15 protein-coding genes and 1 pseudogene are annotated in these 15,977 nt (G+C 37.5%); 11 read left to right on the top strand and 5 right to left on the bottom strand.

Annotation, left to right across the window (positions count from 1 at the left end):
* Nucleotides 1-20 precede the first annotated feature (20 nt).
* The 5 genes from LEP1GSC202_RS08485 (at nt 21) to LEP1GSC202_RS08465 (ending at nt 7,565) form a co-directional block, all read left to right on the top strand.
* Nucleotides 21-2,312, top strand: coding sequence for a PP2C family protein-serine/threonine phosphatase (locus LEP1GSC202_RS08485; RefSeq protein WP_015676967.1), 2,292 nt, complete (start codon nt 21-23; stop codon nt 2,310-2,312).
* Between the two features lie 48 nt (nt 2,313-2,360).
* On the top strand, nt 2,361-4,154 hold the full coding sequence (locus LEP1GSC202_RS08480) for a SpoIIE family protein phosphatase (protein WP_015676745.1): 1,794 nt from the start codon (nt 2,361-2,363) through the stop codon (nt 4,152-4,154).
* A 102-nt stretch (nt 4,155-4,256) separates the two neighbouring features.
* Nucleotides 4,257-5,642: an MFS transporter gene (locus tag LEP1GSC202_RS08475; protein WP_015677330.1), complete on the top strand. Its 1,386-nt coding sequence runs from the start codon at nt 4,257-4,259 to the stop codon at nt 5,640-5,642.
* Nucleotides 5,643-5,658: 16 nt separating this feature from the next.
* Nucleotides 5,659-7,224 carry an adenylate/guanylate cyclase domain-containing protein gene (locus LEP1GSC202_RS08470; RefSeq protein WP_015677068.1) on the top strand — a complete coding sequence of 522 codons (1,566 nt, stop codon included), beginning with the start codon at nt 5,659-5,661 and terminating at the stop codon, nt 7,222-7,224.
* A gap of 62 nt (nt 7,225-7,286) precedes the next feature.
* On the top strand, nt 7,287-7,565 hold the full coding sequence (locus tag LEP1GSC202_RS08465) for a hypothetical protein (protein ID WP_244147672.1): 279 nt from the start codon (nt 7,287-7,289) through the stop codon (nt 7,563-7,565).
* Between the two features lie 12 nt (nt 7,566-7,577).
* Here LEP1GSC202_RS08465 and LEP1GSC202_RS08460 read toward each other — a convergent pair whose 3' ends face one another.
* A complete protein-coding gene (locus LEP1GSC202_RS08460; RefSeq protein WP_039928410.1) occupies nt 7,578-8,063 on the bottom strand; it encodes a DUF4468 domain-containing protein in 486 nt (161 codons plus the stop codon).
* Between the two features lie 261 nt (nt 8,064-8,324).
* Here LEP1GSC202_RS08460 and LEP1GSC202_RS08450 point away from each other — a divergent pair, with 261 nt between their 5' ends.
* From LEP1GSC202_RS08450 to LEP1GSC202_RS08435, 4 genes and pseudogenes are all read left to right on the top strand, one after another.
* Nucleotides 8,325-8,615 (top strand): hypothetical protein, encoded by a 291-nt coding sequence (locus LEP1GSC202_RS08450; RefSeq protein ID WP_015677345.1) that lies wholly within the window; start codon nt 8,325-8,327, stop codon nt 8,613-8,615.
* Nucleotide 8,616: 1 nt separating this feature from the next.
* Nucleotides 8,617-9,339 (top strand): lysophospholipid acyltransferase family protein, encoded by a 723-nt coding sequence (locus tag LEP1GSC202_RS08445; RefSeq protein ID WP_015676918.1) that lies wholly within the window; start codon nt 8,617-8,619, stop codon nt 9,337-9,339.
* A 59-nt stretch (nt 9,340-9,398) separates the two neighbouring features.
* Nucleotides 9,399-9,713: a nucleotidyltransferase family protein gene (locus LEP1GSC202_RS08440; protein WP_015676942.1), complete on the top strand. Its 315-nt coding sequence runs from the start codon at nt 9,399-9,401 to the stop codon at nt 9,711-9,713.
* Nucleotides 9,703-10,054 (top strand): annotated as a pseudogene (locus LEP1GSC202_RS08435) (HepT-like ribonuclease domain-containing protein). Before LEP1GSC202_RS08440 ends, LEP1GSC202_RS08435 begins: the two are co-directional and overlap by 11 nt.
* 55 nt (nt 10,055-10,109) lie before the next feature.
* Here the strand turns inward: LEP1GSC202_RS08435 and dapF are convergent.
* Nucleotides 10,110-10,952 carry a diaminopimelate epimerase gene (gene dapF, locus LEP1GSC202_RS08430; protein ID WP_015677225.1) on the bottom strand — a complete coding sequence of 281 codons (843 nt, stop codon included), beginning with the start codon at nt 10,950-10,952 and terminating at the stop codon, nt 10,110-10,112.
* Between the two features lie 109 nt (nt 10,953-11,061).
* On the opposite strand from dapF, the gene LEP1GSC202_RS08425 reads away from it, so the two are divergent.
* A complete protein-coding gene (locus LEP1GSC202_RS08425; RefSeq protein ID WP_039928406.1) occupies nt 11,062-11,913 on the top strand; it encodes a class I SAM-dependent methyltransferase in 852 nt (283 codons plus the stop codon).
* On the opposite strand, the gene LEP1GSC202_RS08420 is transcribed toward LEP1GSC202_RS08425, so the two are convergent.
* Nucleotides 11,887-12,750, bottom strand: coding sequence for an HAD family hydrolase (locus tag LEP1GSC202_RS08420; RefSeq protein WP_039928696.1), 864 nt, complete (start codon nt 12,748-12,750; stop codon nt 11,887-11,889). The two genes, LEP1GSC202_RS08425 and LEP1GSC202_RS08420, sit on opposite strands and share 27 nt — an antisense overlap.
* Nucleotides 12,751-12,842: 92 nt before the next feature.
* Here LEP1GSC202_RS08420 and LEP1GSC202_RS08415 point away from each other — a divergent pair, with 92 nt between their 5' ends.
* The gene (locus tag LEP1GSC202_RS08415; protein ID WP_015676449.1) at nt 12,843-13,058 is read left to right on the top strand and encodes a hypothetical protein; all 216 of its coding nucleotides are present in this window, start codon (nt 12,843-12,845) and stop codon (nt 13,056-13,058) included.
* Here LEP1GSC202_RS08415 and LEP1GSC202_RS08410 read toward each other — a convergent pair.
* Together LEP1GSC202_RS08410 and fliD are read right to left on the bottom strand one after the other, a co-directional pair.
* Nucleotides 13,055-14,017: a hypothetical protein gene (locus LEP1GSC202_RS08410; protein WP_051125302.1), complete on the bottom strand. Its 963-nt coding sequence runs from the start codon at nt 14,015-14,017 to the stop codon at nt 13,055-13,057. The genes LEP1GSC202_RS08415 and LEP1GSC202_RS08410 overlap by 4 nt on opposite strands.
* Nucleotides 14,014-15,936, bottom strand: coding sequence for a flagellar filament capping protein FliD (gene fliD / locus LEP1GSC202_RS08405; protein WP_015677218.1), 1,923 nt, complete (start codon nt 15,934-15,936; stop codon nt 14,014-14,016). The genes LEP1GSC202_RS08410 and fliD overlap by 4 nt, the downstream gene beginning before the upstream one ends.
* Nucleotides 15,937-15,977 lie beyond the last annotated feature (41 nt).

Raw genomic sequence — 15,977 nt, 5'->3', positions numbered from 1 at the left:
TACGGATTCCTCAATACTTCATGTTTAAAACTATATTTTTACCTCTCACCATTCGTTTAGAAGCATTTACTCATTTAGTTCCTGTTCCATTTGCGATTTATTTGGCTTCCATCACACAAGAATACAGTGCCAGCGAATGGCTGTTATTCCTATTTATTTGTGTTACAAGTGGAACTTTCATGGTTCTCGGAGGATGTTTGTGGCGATACCTCATTCTAAAAAAAATTTCGATTCAATTTGAAACATTACAATTAGAAAAGAGAACCGATTCTTATACGATTGGATCCAATCAAAAAGCAAAAGAACTAAAACTTTTTTTATACCGATACCCTTTTTATGAGGGATTCATCATTATATTACGTTGGTTTGTTGGTGTTGGTCTAATATTCCTTGTCACTCCCTTCTTTGATTTGTACAGACCAACCTTGTGGACTACATTCATTTTATATATGATCATGATACCACCGATTTCGTTTGTGGCATACTATTTCATATCTGAAAATGCATTCCGAAATTTATTCAAACTTCCATTGATTCGACCGATTGCCATTGAGCCAAATGAAATTCCCAAATTTGATTACTTCAAACGAATACTCATTTCTTTTTTTGCACTTGCCGCGTTACCTGTTACGGTTTTAGGTTACATGCTTATTTCCAGTGCGAATGGAAATTTAAATGTTCAAAATCCATCCTTACAAGTTGTCATAATCGGTATTATCTTTATTTTTCCATTGGTGTTTGTGGCTTATTTGGTGGCCAAGGCCGTAAGACAAGGATTAAGCGAAACTAGTCATATTTTAGATGAGTTATCCAAAGGAAATTTTTCTGTGGTCTCCATGCCTTCCTCAGGTGACGACTTTGGACAACAATCCTTTCACCTGAACCGTGTGATCCAACAACTCAATACCATGTACACTGAGATTTTTACTTTAAATGTTGGTTTGGAAAGTAAAGTTAAGGAAAGAACATTAGAATTGGAAAACTCTTTAGAAGAAGTTAAAAAATTGAAATTCCAACAAGATGGGGACTATTTTTTAACTCACCTTCTACTGAAACCACTTGGAAAAAACCAAGTAAAAAGTGAAATCATATCCATTGATTTTTTCTTAAAACAAAAGAAGAAATTTGAATTCAAAGGTAAAGAATACGAAATTGGTGGCGATTTAAACATTGCACACAATGTCCTTTTGCAAGGGAAAAAATTTTCCGTTTTTGTGAACTCAGATGCGATGGGAAAATCCATGCAAGGTGCTGGTGGAGCACTTGTGTTAGGTGCCGTCTTTCAATCCATTATAGAACGTACAAACTTATCTTCAAGTACTTACAACCAATCACCGGAACGATGGTTAAAAAATGCATTCATCGAAATGCACAAAATTTTTGAAGGATTTGATGGTAGCATGCTTGTTTCCCTTGTGATTGGACTCATTGAGGAAGAAACAGGGTTTTTATACTTTATCAATGCAGAACACCCCTGGCTAATTTTATATAGGGACGGAAAGGCTTGTTTTCTAGAAAACGAACTAAGTTATCGAAAGTTAGGAACCAAAGGATTAAACTCTGGAATTTTCATTAAAACATTTCGTTTGTTTCCTGGTGATACCATCATCAGTGGGTCAGACGGTCGGGATGATATTTTATTATACAGTGAACAAAGTGAAGCAACCCAAAGACAAATCAACCAAGATGAAAATTTAATCTTATCTTATGTCGAAAAAGCGAATGGTTCTTTAGATTCTATTTTTGAAATTCTTACTAAAAATGGAGAAATCACCGATGACTTATCATTAATTCGAGTTTTTTATCAAGGAAAAGAAAACGATAACCCTAACGAAGAAGTATCCAAATCCTACCAAACTGCAAAAAAACATGTAGAGTTGGGCAATGTTGATGCAGCAATAGAATCCCTTCAAAAACAAATCCTAAGCCAACCGGTCACAAACAAACGATTTCATAAATTATTAGCAAAACTTCATTTCAAAAGAAAAGAATATTCGGAAGCAATTGAACATGCCCAAGTGTATATAGAAAGCCATCCATATGACATTGGTTTTATGGAATTAGGTTCCGTTTTACTTCGAAAGTCTGGAAAAATCGATGAAGCCATTGAAATCGCAGAACGAATTCGACTTCGCGAACCGAAAGCAGTAAAAAACACATTCCATTTGATTCGTCTGTATTTAGAAAAAGACAATGTACAGAGGGCAATGGAATTATTGACAGAATGGGAAATCTTGTATCCGGAAGAAAAGGACAGAACAAAAAAATGGAAACAAATCCTTGGATTAAAATTCCCTAATCTCTTGATTTAAAATCAATCTTATAGTATCGTCTTTGGTATCGTATCTCGTGTTACAGCCATGAACAGAAAATCTTTATTTTGGGATCTAACATTAAAACTAGAAGCATTTACGCATACTGTACCTGTTCCCTTTGCTGTTTACTATGCCATTATCACCCAAAAGATGGAACCAAACCATTGGAAAATATTCATAGCCTTATGTCTCGTATTTGCCACAGGGATCGGACTTTTAGGAACTTTTATCAGGCATTTGCTTTTAAAGTATCTATTTGCAAAAATAGAACGGATGAAACTTCCAAACACTGGCTCTTCTTCCCTTTCTAAAGAAGATTTAGCCTATGCAAAATCTGTAAAAATTTTACTTTTTCGTTACCCATTGGTAGAGGCGATCATTATCGTGATACGTTGGTTATCTGGTGTAATTCCAATTAGTTTGTTGTTTTTTTATTTAGTCGAATACACTCCTTCTGTTGCAAGATCTGCAATTTTCACATTTGTGATGATTGCACCCATTTCCTTTGTTACTTATTATTTTATCACTGAAAACTCCATTCGTAATTTATTTGATTTACCCCAATTTCAAAATGTAGAACTACAAGAAAAAGACATTCCTAAGTTTAATTATTTTGCAAGAATTCTTGTCGCATTTTTTAGTTTGGCGGCACTCCCCTTTGTGATTTTTTCTTACATTTTATATTCTTTGGCCTCCGGTGAAATAGCTGTCGCTGACCCGATGATTCCTATCGTTACAGTTTCTTTTATTTTTATCATTCCCCTCATAGTTTGTTCCTACGTTGTTGCAAAGTCCGTGAATGAGGGATTAAACGAAACCAGTCGGTCTTTAGGTGAATTGGCAAAAGGGAATTTTAATGTCATCGTAAATCCCAGATCGAGTGATGACTTCGCCAAACAAGCATTTTATTTAAACTCAGTGATTGGAACCTTAAAAAACATGTACCAAGAAATTCGTGATTTAAACGAAGGATTGGAAGAAAAAGTTACGTTAAGAACCGATGAATTGAACCAATCTTTATTGGATTTAAGTAAATTGAAAGTGCAACAAGATGGAGATTATTTTCTCATTCACCAACTGTTAAACCCTTTTGCCATCAAAGATATCAAAAGCAAACACTTCCAAGTAGACCATTTTCTCAGGCAAAAAAAATCTTTTGAATTCAAAAACAGAAAGTATGAAATCGGAGGTGATATCAACATCTCTCATACCATCCATCTTAACGATGAAAAATTCCTTTTGTTTGTCAATGCAGACGCGATGGGAAAATCGATGCAGGGTGCGGGAGGTGCTTTGGTTTTTGGATCAGTTTTTCAATCCATCGTCCAAAGAACCAAAACGGATGCAAGGTTCCAAAACCTGGCTCCCGATGTATGGCTCAAATCCATTTTCCAAGAACTCCAATTGATTTTTGAAACTTTCGATGGAACCATGTTAGTTTCCTTAAGTTTGGGATTGATTGCAGAAGGTACGGGTAAACTTTTTTTCCTCAATGCGGAACATCCCATGATTGTTTTATTTCGAAACGGAAAAGCAAACTATTTGTTTCCTACCGTATCCTATCGGAAATTAGGTACCCTTGGAGCCAATTCGGCAAAAGAAGTGAATGAGTTCCAACTGCAACCCCAAGATGTATTGTTTATTGGATCTGATGGAAAGGACGATTTGCTCTCTAAAAACAGAGAAGGAGGATGGGAAGTTTTATCGGAAGATGAAAACTTCCTAGAAATAGTTGCAAAAACCAAAGGCAATTTGGAACAAATGATCCAAGAAATTGATTCCATTGGCCAAGTGATCGACGATATTTCCATCATTCGCATTGCTTACGAAACAAAATGAACAGAAAATGAATGGATTCAATTCTCCATCTCTTTCTCAGTCCAACTTCTAATTTATTTATCAATTTATTTGGTAAAAACCGTCCAATACATGGAACTAGGAATGAACCAAACCAAACTCAAAACTCCCGTCAAAATGGGATATGGACTAGCTGAAACAGGCATAACAGCTGTTCAACTTTTCACTCAAATTTATCTTTTAAAATACTACACAGAAATTGTTGGTCTAAATTCTAGTTTAGCAGGAATTGCACTTTCCATTTCAGTGATATGGGATGCCATCAGTGACCCACTCATGGGTAGAATTTCCGACCATACCCATTCTCGATTCGGAAGAAGGCGTCCCTATATTTTGATGGGAGGAATCCTTTTAGCAATTTCTGTACTTTTACTCTTTTCGCCGCCCAACATCTCTTCTCAAATTGGAAAATTTTCTTATTTGCTTTGTGTGTATCTCTTGGTGAACACAGCGATGACGATCATTTCTGTACCACATATTGCACTCGGTGGAGAACTTAGTTTTGAACGAAACGAACGAACCTCAGTCTTTGGCTGGCGATTGTTTTTTAGTAATATCGGAATGCTCATTGGAATGATAGTTCCAGCTGCAATCTTACAATCGCTAGGTGATGAAAGTTCAAAGGAAAATATCGTCACATCCAGAACGACCGCTGGAGAAATTGTTTCCCTTGTGATCCTATTTTCCTCATTTATCACCTTTTGGGTCACAAAAGGAAAAGATACAATCCAAACCGATAAAAATAAACAACTCCCATTCTTTCAATCCTTTGGATCAGTTATCAAAAACAAAATGTTTCTCATTTTGTTATTTGCATTTGTGATCGCGACCATCGGTAGAACATTTAATTCTGCGATCGCATTATATTATTATGAATACCGATTGGGTTTAAAAGAATCTCAAGTAGTCATCAATATCTTATTACCTTTTTTTCTAGTCCTAATGGTATCCATTGGGTTTTGGGTTTGGATTTCGAAAAAAATTGGAAAAAAAATTCCTGCTTTTTTAGGTGTCTTTGGTCTTGGACTTCTTACTGTGATCGTTTATCCGCTGTTCCCTTATGGCGAACTAAGACCACCACTCATTGCAGCATTTTTTGGAGGAATCTTTGCAGGTTCCATTTTGATCATGGATTCAATTTTAACCGATGTGGTTGACTATGATGAATTCAAAACAGGTGAAAAACGTGAGGGACTTTATTTTGGTATTTGGAAAATGGGAGTTAAGTTCTCACAAGCTTTTGGGATCGCCATCACTGGTTTTTTATTAGATATGATTGGATTCCAAAACGGTCTCACCACCCAGTCACAAGAAGTGGGGTTCCGTCTTGCCATGATCTTTGGCCCAGGAGTTGGATTTTTCTTTATATTAGGTTCCCTACTCTTTTTATTTTTTCCTTTATCCGATGCCAAACACATCCAAGTGCAACGGATATTAACAAAAAGAACCTTGAAAAACTTGAATCGGTAATTACAATTTGAAGCCTATGAAAGAAAATCGAAAGGTCCAGTTTCTTGCTTTCCTTAGCATCTACTTCATTGTTCCGTTTTCTGCCTGTTTGTTCACACTAATTTTTGCCAATTATACAAGTACTGCCTTTTTACCTGAAAAGTTTTTGGTTTTATTTGAAGCAACACGCACCACAAATGATTTCACCTTATTCGCGTTAACCTGGGCACCGTTTCCTATCATCACAGCAATTTTATTATTTTATAGTATGCCAGTTGCCAATTACATTTTCAAAAAAGAAAAATGTAACATCATTTCGGAAGAAAGGGCAAGATTCAGAATTGTTCATTCCCCAATGATCATAAGTTTGTTTGGGTTCATTGGCTGGGAACTTTCAACCTTTTTATCTGTTCTTAGAATTGATACCTTGTATCCAGATGCCCCTCCGCAAAGTATCCTAACCGTTACCATTTTATTCGCATTTTGGGGTCTTTTTGCTTTTGCATTTTCTTATTCCACAACCAATTTTTTAAACAAAACATTAATCATTCCGAATGTATTTCCGACGGGTGGCCTTGGAAAATATGCAAAGGGAAAACAATTTTCTATCATCACAAAACAAATTATTTTTTGGACAGCCTCCACATTATTCCCAATCATTTTACTGATCTTTGGTTTATTACAAAGGACAAACCAGAACCTTTTTCAATTACATACTCTCATCCATACCGATGTATTGTTTGAAGTAATTGCCATCATGTTGTTTTTTTCCTTTCTTTTTTCTGTTACCTTTGCCATCAGTTTGCAACATCCATTAAACGAAATCGAATCTGCAACGGAACTCATCAAAGAACAAAAGTTTGATACGAGAGTCACTATATTTAGTTCCGATGAACTGGGATTACTTGGTGATGCTGTCAATGAAATGGCCGAAGGACTTGCAGAGAGAGAACGAATTAAAGACACATTTGGAAGGATTGTTGATCCTAGGATTAGAGATTACCTACTTTCCAACGAACATAGTTTAGGTGGAAAAGTAGTGGAAGCCACAATCCTTTTTTCTGATTTACGAGACTTCACTAAACTATCAGAAAAAAGAACCCCTGAAGAAGTATTGTACATACTAAACCGTTACTTTCAGGAGATGAGTAATGCCATCGAAGTCCATGGTGGGTTCATCAATAAATTCATTGGCGATGCGATATTAGCGGTTTTTGGAACACCGATGCCAATGATAGACCATTCAGATCGTGCATTCCAAACAGCATTGGAAATGCAAAAGAATTTAAATTTACTCAACCAACAATTTTTAGGTGAAGGATTAACAGAACTTAAAATGGGAATAGGTATCCATACGGGAAGTTTATTAGTTGGGAACATTGGTTCCGCTAATCGTATGGAATTTACAGTCATCGGTGATACCGTAAACACTGCATCTAGAGTGGAAGGACTTTGTAAAGGTTTACAAAAAAATCTTCTCATTACCGAAAACACAGCCAACCTCTTACCTGGAACCATTCGGTCACAATTACAATTAGAAGGTGAATTCGAACTCAAAGGCAGAGAATCAAAAGAGAAAATTTACTCTTATCCAATCTTGTAATCTGCCTTAAAAATTGGATTAAAGGCTTGAATCCTTTTTTGAATGATGTCAAAATGGTGATTATGAGATTTGTGTTTGGCTTAATTTTGTTAATGGTATCATTTTCATCGTGTAACGAAATCAAGTTGGTGAGTACCGAAGACATTTTGGATCTACTCAAAGACGACGGGTATTCGAATGCCAATTCGCAATCCAATTCTTCCCAATCTGCATCGCAAAACTCATCCACACAAAACGGTAGTTCACAAAATTTAAACTACTATGGCCTCACTGATTCCCCTACAGGAACCAATACCTTTGGTTCCACGGGTTCCACAGTGGGCAATCCACTCGGTTATTAGTCCAAATTTTGGTTATTTAATGAACTCAAAAAAATCATCGAGTAACGGCCGAAAACAAGACCTGATCGTTACCTTTGCCACCTTCTCATTTTTTGGCCCATAATTCAAAATGATATCATTGGGGTCCCGGATATAAGAAAAGATTTTATTGATCTGCATCTCCGCGTGGCCATCCCGAATCTTTACCACGTATTCGAATTCATGTTCATTGGCGTCCACTTCACCAATTCCATAAGGAACGTAACATTTGATGAGACCAAGCCCCCGGAGTTCCCCTGTCTCTTGGTTTTCAAATTCAATTTTGGAAACTTCTGGATCAAGTTTGTATTCCAACCATTGTTTTGCTTTGAGAAAACTTCTCGTTTTTTGGTAGGTTTTGTGGTCTCTCGCATCTTCTGTCGTACGCATTTTGGAAGAAACAATCCAAAGTTTCAAACACATTGAGTTTTGGAACAAAAGGAAAAACAAAGATAAGGCCAATAATCGTTTTTGCATCATCTCTAAGCTTCTTTTCCCTCGTTCGGTTCGCAAAACAAATCTTCACATAAATGGAAAATTTTCTCCTTATTCGGTTGGACCGGAAATGGAATTACGTTTTTGGGCAATGGGGATGTGTTCTGGTTTGTTTTTTTGATCTTATGTCTCTTGGACTCGATTCTATCTCTCACTTTATTATTTTCGGAATTGGCCTCCCTCATTCTGGAGTGCCCAAATAAAAATTGGATTGAATTTGTGCGGGCATCACTTTCAATCTTGAACATGCCCGATTTTGATCGTATTGATCTTATGAATTATGCCATGTATGGAAATGATTTTGATCCCCAGTGGGATGAAATCCGCGCCTTTATTAAGTCCAATGCTTCTGCCCAAAAAGAATTGGAGGAAATCAAACGCACTGTTCCAAGCCCGCACGTTGGGAAACGCCGTATGCCCATTGCTCCCTCAAATGACCCAAGAGAATTGAGTGGAGAGAATCCAAGTGCAGAACCACGAAAACCAAACAGTGGCAATGTTACTAAATCCTGGTGGCAAAAGATTTTAGGAGATTGAAATGGAAAATACCGTAGACCAAGCCAAAAAAAACGTCGAGAACATCAAAAAATTTGTCACTCCGTTTTTTAATTTGGCTGTGAACACAACGGTTTACGGATACCATAACATTGTCCCCACAGGCAAACTGATCCTAACTTGTAACCATCGCAGTGATATGGATCCGTTTGTCATTGGATCTGTGTTTCCAAGATTCATCTCTTGGATTGCCGCCGAATACACTACAAGGATTCCCCTTTTCAAAGACTTTGTCGAAAAAACAGGAACCATACCCATGGCCATTGACGGAAACATTTCAATGGCAAGTATCAAAAAGGTGCAACAAGTCTTCAAAAATGGAGATGTGCTTGGGATTTTTCCGGAAGGCCATGACTACATGGTGAAAAATGATTTTTCCGCGCCACTTGCAAATTTCCACACTGGCTTTGCGGCCTTTAGTTTGCGGAACAAAGTGGACATCTTACCTTCTGTCATCATCCCCGAAGAAGAAACCATTACCGATTATCCCATCCCACCACTTGTGCGCGCCTTTATGGGAATGCCAAAAGAAGTTTGTGACATCAAACGAAGAGTGGTGTATAAAAAAATCAATGTTGTGTTTGGTGAAGTGATCAAGTATGAGGACTATGCCCACTTACCGCTCGACAAAGGGATGGTGGCCGTTTCCGATGAGACGAAACGTCGAATGGGTGAATTACAAAAAGTAGATTATTTAAAAAAATAATCCAACTGTACATACATTCAATCACTTGACTTTTACTGAAAATAGACAAATTTCTAAATATGGCGAAAGTTGAATCTCTAGATTCCAACAAAATTCAGACTTCCTTAAAAAGTTACAAAAAGGAGTTAGATTCTTTTGGAGTTGAGACCATTCATCTTTTTGGGTCTGTCGCAAGAAATGAAGCAGGCCAAAATAGTGATATTGATTTCCTAGTTAAGTTCAAACCTGGAATGAAAAGTTTTGATAATTACATTGAACTAACTTTTCTATTGGAAGATCTCTTTGATGTAAAAGTTGATCTTCTGACTGCAGATTCTATTTCAGGTGCTTTTAAAAATTCGGTAGAAAGTGAGTCAGTCTTAATTGAAGTCTGACATTGAATACATCAAACATATTTATGCTGAAATTCTATTTATCAAAAATGAATTAGCAAATACCAATGAGATTCTATTTCTAGAAAACAATGTTTTTAAAACGAGCATTTGTGCGAAGTATTGAAATCATAGGTGAAGCCTCTAACAAACTTTCCGATACTTTTAAGAAAAAATATCCTGAGCCAGAGTGGCGGAAATTTTCGGCAACGAGGAATCATTTAATCCATGGTTATTTTATTGTAGATTATGAAATTGTTTGGGATCTTGTTAATAACAAAATCCCTATTCTTGAAAAGCAAATAAAGGAAATTTTGCAAAAGGAAAAAACACTTTTTGACTGAATCGCAATAACGCAATATCAAAGCGATTCAATAAAAATTTGCAAGGTTGTTCCCCCTAAATCTCCACTTCTCCCGAAAAAACTTCTCTTGCAGGACCTGTCATCATCACAGAACCACTGTCTTTCCATTCAATGTTTAGAGTTCCGCCACGTAAATCAATCCGTACAGAACGTCCGGTTTTTCCATTGAGGATGGAAGCAACTGTGACGGCACATGCTCCCGTTCCACATGCTAAGGTTTCTCCCGTTCCACGTTCCCAGGTCCTTTGGTAAAGATGGTCTTTTCCTTTGATGGATACAAATTCAACATTCACTCTTCTTGGGAATAATGGATGGTTCTCGATGAGTGGGCCAATTTCTCTAACAGGAAAAGTATCCGCATCATCTACATAAATGACACAATGTGGATTTCCCATACTAACAGCCGTAAAATGATATTGTTTCCCTTGGACTTCGATAACTTGGTTGATGACCGGATCTTCTCCTGGCCAAACAATCGGAACTAGGGATGGTTTGAGGATGGGTTCTCCCATATCCACAGTCACCATATCCACTTTACCACTTGTTCCTGTTTTTAAATCTAATGTGAGAACTCCTTTTCCTGTTTCAATGGTGGGTTTTTGGTTTTTGGTAAGTCCATGGTCATACACAAATTTTCCCACACAACGAACTCCATTCCCACACATTTCCGATGAACTCCCATCGGAGTTGTACATATCCATTTGGAATTCACCAGAGTTGGAATTTCGAATGAAAATCACACCATCGCCACCGATTCCAAAATTGCGGTCAGATAGTTTTTGGATTTGTTCGGGAGTGAGACGGATATCGTTTTTCGTAGCATCAATGTATACGTAGTCGTTTCCGATCCCTTCCATTTTGGTGAAGTTGATTTTCATCGGTTCCTCTCTTACACCCAATGATTTTTTGGTGACCCTACTTGGCAAGTCGTATCAAGGATTTTTAGTTTGACCCTTGTTCCTATGGATTAGACTGACAGAATCGAACATGAAATCTTGTATCCTTTGCCACTCTACCCAGTCCAAAACTGTTTTTAATGAAAATGGAACCCCCATCTTGGAATGCCAAAATTGTGGCCATGTTTATTCGTCTTATGAACAAGAAGAACACTACGAAGGGTATTGGGACGGCGCAGAACAAACGTATGATTTGGAATGGTGGGACAACGCACACAGGGCCGTGTATTCCGATTTTATAGGAACCTATCTAAAAGAACCAAAAGGGAATCTTTTGGATGTGGGTTGTGGGTTAGGTTTTTTTGTGAAAGCGGTCCTCACAAACAAACCAGGTTGGTCGGCGGTTGGGTATGAGATCTCCAAACAAGCAGTAAAATTTGCAAACGAACAAAATGGAATGAAAACGGTATATGCCGGACTCGTACAAGATTCCAAACTACCAAAAGAAAGTTTTGACATCATCACTCTGTGGGATGTGATCGAACACATTCCAAAACCTCATTCATTACTCACATATTTACATAGTCTTTTAAAACCTGGTGGGGTTTTGTTTTTACAAACACCAAACTTCCCTATCCAATTGGCAAAAGCAAACCTCAAGGTAAAATTAAAAGGGATGAAAGAAGGAGTTCATTATCTAGAAGCAAAAGACCATGTGAACAATTACAAAATGTCTACTTTGGCGGAACTTGGCAAACAATGTGGATTCACAAATCCAGAATACAAAGTCCTTATGCCAATTTTATCGGTGTCAGGTAGCAAAAGTAAACTGGCCGTTTATGTGAAGTTAGCCTATTATTACTTCACCAAACTTGTGTTTACTCTTAGCTTCAAATCAATCAACTGGAACAATACCCTATTTTTGACGCTTAAGAAGCCATGACCTAGCATGGGTTAAACCGGAAATGATATTGGGAGCTCGCCAAATATTTTTTGGACTTGGGCCCAAACCTCCACCATTTCCTCCAATGGATTCCTGAGCCTCATTGATTTCTTTTATACCGTCACCATCACCCCACATTTCAGGGATATGGATACATGATATCCCAAAAGAACTTGCGCCGATGATATCATCCTCCCAATTGTCTCCAACTAAAATACAGTCCGTTGGTTTTTCACGAGCCTTACCAATCACATACTGGAAAAATTCTTTTGTTGGTTTTTCAAATCCCACTTCCTCAGACGTGATGAGTGTAAAACGAAACCCTTTTGGTAAAAACCCTTGGGCTTTCAAAAGTTGGGTACGTAGGGTTTCATTTGTCGTGAGGTAAATCGGAAATTCTTTTGAAAGAGAAACTAAAAGTGGGAATAATAATTTTTCGTAACTTTCTTTCTTTTTCTCTTCTGCATAAAATTGTAAAAAGTGAAAAAAATACCGTTCTTCCATCCAAAGGATATCTTGGATGTCTTCGGTTTGGAATCCATGACTTATCATTGAATTTTGTGAATCGCTGGAAGGATTTTTTAATTTTTCAGAGTTTTGACGAGCATCATTCGATCGTAACATCTCCCAAACCAATTTAAAACATAACAAACGCAAACGATTCGAACTATGGTGTTTGAGTTGTGATTTTACTTGTTTTCTTGCAGATTCATACAACTCCAGAAAATTACCACCTAACCCGCGTTCTCGCCAGTCTTCTGCACATTGTGAGATGGCATAGGTGTATGCTTCTTTCGAAGGCAAAAGAGTATTGTCCAAATCTAAAAATAAAGCCATATCGGAAAGTGAAACGAATCCAATTCCTTCTGTCAACGGTTTGGTTAAGAATTATGGCTTGTCAACATAGCAAAGGTTGTTACTATTTTTGTATGATTTCTTTATCATCAATCCTTTCTGCATTGTTTCTGATTTTAGGATCCATTTTAATGGGACATGGGTATCTGACGGATGGCGATCCGATGTATGGAAAATCCCTTGGTTGGAATTTAAATTTAATTTGGGGGAGTCTTGTATTTGGTGTGGGTGTTTTGTTTGGATTGGGGTATTGGTTCGCAAACCAAATCCCCCAAAAAGAAAAAATTTAAACTGTCACTTTCTCTAAGACTAGGGAGAGGAACGGAACTAGTGACTCCAAAATTTCTGGTAATTCGTATTCCAAAATATCTCCTGCATACACGATGTCATTTTTTTCCATCGCTTGTGCAATATTGGAAAGTGTTACGTTTAGTTCGCCAACCAAATCCGAAAGTTTTTTATCTTCAAATGACAAGGTTTGCCAATCAAGTTCTGTGTGCCGTGTTTGGATTGATACTAACGCGGACATAAGGCCTGTTAACCGACCTACTGCATCGTTTAATATTTCAGATGCAAGGTGATCTTTTCCTGATTGGAAATTTTCATTCACTAACATAAAATCTTTTATCACTTTGTCTTTTTCGTTTACAAAACGAGAAATGATTTCAATCAGTTCGGATTCATCAAGTCGCATCACAGCAAGTCTTGTGCTTAGATCCATTAAAAACAATTTTACATCGCGAAGGTCTTCTAAAAAGGATTCTATTGCTTTTGTAGAATCAAGGATTAAGGCCCCAGTTTGTAATGAAGTTAAAATTTCTTCGACGTTTTTCCCTTTCCCCATGGGTTGGATGAGGTTTAGATTGAGGTTTAAAAGTTTAGTGGTAGTGCGAATCATGGAAATGATCCAAGGGATTCCTTCTTTTAAATCTTCCGCTTCTTTTTCTGTTAATGAATCACGACCTACAAGTGTAGAACCTACTTTGTCGACATAATTGTCTACTTCGACAAGGCTATCTTCGATGACATCAAGTTCTTCCCCAACGTATAAATCCAAACGTTCTGTTTCATCGATTCCAAAAGAATCTAAATCAGAACGATTGAGCTCTTTTCCATTTACAGTGAAATGACGGAGGTATTTACCATTGGATTCGATCCATTTTTGGATTTGATCAAATACTTGACCAAGGTTTGTTTCACCATCCAATTTAGTATCTAATTGTTGTTCATTGATAAAAATATCCATCATTCTCCACCGTTCCCTCTAAACATATTATTCTGTAAGTAATTTCCAACTGATTTGTTTTTTCCCACACCTTGTTCCATGTAGAGAAAACGTTGTTTCAATTTGGATTCAAAGCTAATGAGATGTGACTCATGTTCTTTGATTTTTTTATTATTACCAGCTACACTTTCTTCTAAAAGTTTTACCTTACTTGTGACAATTCCTGAAGCGTATTGGTTATATGGTTTTAAAATTTCAAGTAACTTGATTCCAACGCCTTCTTCCATCTTTGCATCGTTATTTGGATCGGATGCAAATAGATCCCTCACTCCGTCAGGGTTTTCAGATAAAACTGAAATGAGTTTTTCTTGGTCAATCTGCAATAGCCCATCTTGGATTTTTTCCCAATTGGAACCAACAGCTCCTGTGGAAATTCCAATGTCTGTCAAAACTCGAAAACCATGTTCTTTGGTAGCTGGGTAATAGGAATTGGCAGTTGTTTTTAAAGAAGCAATCAGCCTTAAGATTGAATTTTCACCAGCAAGTAGACCCGATTTGGATTTATTATCCCAAAAGTCTCTTGAGATATCTGTGGCTTTGGAATCATCACTTTCCTTTTTATCTGAAATTTTTCCATTTTTTTCGACGGACGTAATTTCTTTGGAAAATTTCATCAGTTCGTTATAGGCATCTACCCATTCTTTGATGAGGGCAGATCCTTTTGCATGGTCTACATGGATTTTGAGTGTTACTGGTTCTTCTGTCACCTTATGGACATTAAATGAAATTCCTTCCAATACATCGGCAATCCCTTCGTTTGTTTCACGTGTGATCTCAACACCATCAATTTTGATTTTGAGGTCTTTTGCTTCTTGTAAAACTTTCAGAGGTTCTGCAGTGCCTGGAGCCTCGGGAGTGACAAGGGTTACCGATTTGATTTGGATTGGAGTGGTTGCTGCGTTGGAAAGAATGATACCTGTTAGGTTTTTGTCAGTTGCCAAGTCCCCCGCTTGGAAAATGTATTTTGATTCCGTTTTCGTGATGGGAAGGAATTTGTTTCTTACACTTCCTTCTTTTTCAAAACTCATTCCCAGTTCCATCACAGCTGGAGCTTCGCCCACAACTTCCACTTCAAAAAAAGCTCTTTCTTTGATTTCAGTGACTGCAATGGGAATGGTATACGCAGTATCTGGTTTTAAAAAGATTCCTTCTTCGGTTTGAGTCAGTTTATCGGTTTCAAGTTCAGATTTTTTGAATTTTGGTAGGTCCCAAGCCTTTGCTTTGGTTCCATCCAAAGAGAGAATTTGTTTTGTATCTTCTGCCTGGGTTTTATTTTCCCCCACAAGGCCCGCAAGTTTTAAAATTCCATTGGGATCAGAAAACTGAAGTTGGTTTTTTTTGCCCGTCTTAACAGACGTTAATGTGATGATAGAAGAATCTTTGTCAATTTTGATGATGGAGGCTTCCATTAGACTTCCCGCCATATTTTTAATGGCATTGGAAAATTCAGAAAGCCCACCACCAGGAAACGTCACTGTTTCTTTCGATTTCCCAGAATAAATAGTAAAACTACCTTCCGGCAAACGAATGTCTGTATCAATTTCAACACCAGATAACTGGTGTTTACTTGCCATCTCTATGATTTCAAGTGCTCGGTTTCCTGATTTTGCGGCACGGGAAGCTTCCCCGGTGATCACTCCTTCTACGGAGGACGAAACGGATTTAGTGGCAAAGGGAGCGGTAAAGGAAACAAGGGCTCTTGTTTTCGTTTGCAAATTGGTCGTGAGATTTTTCACTTCACCCCAAATTTGAATCTGCATTTTGGCATATTCATTTTCGGTTTCCCAACGTTTGATGGGCCGGCGTTCCAATTCGACCAGTTTTTTAACGATATCGTTTGTATTTTGCCCGGTCATTAGACCCGGCATGGTGTATGCTGGCATATCGTCCCAAATCCCTCTGAATCTAGTGTCGTCGAATTCTA

The sequence above is a fragment of the Leptospira yanagawae serovar Saopaulo str. Sao Paulo = ATCC 700523 genome, from assembly GCF_000332475.2.
Classification (GTDB): Bacteria; Spirochaetota; Leptospiria; order Leptospirales; family Leptospiraceae; genus Leptospira_A; species Leptospira_A yanagawae.
Note: the sequence above shows the minus strand (reverse complement) of the source record. Positions and strands in the feature narration are given on the sequence as shown.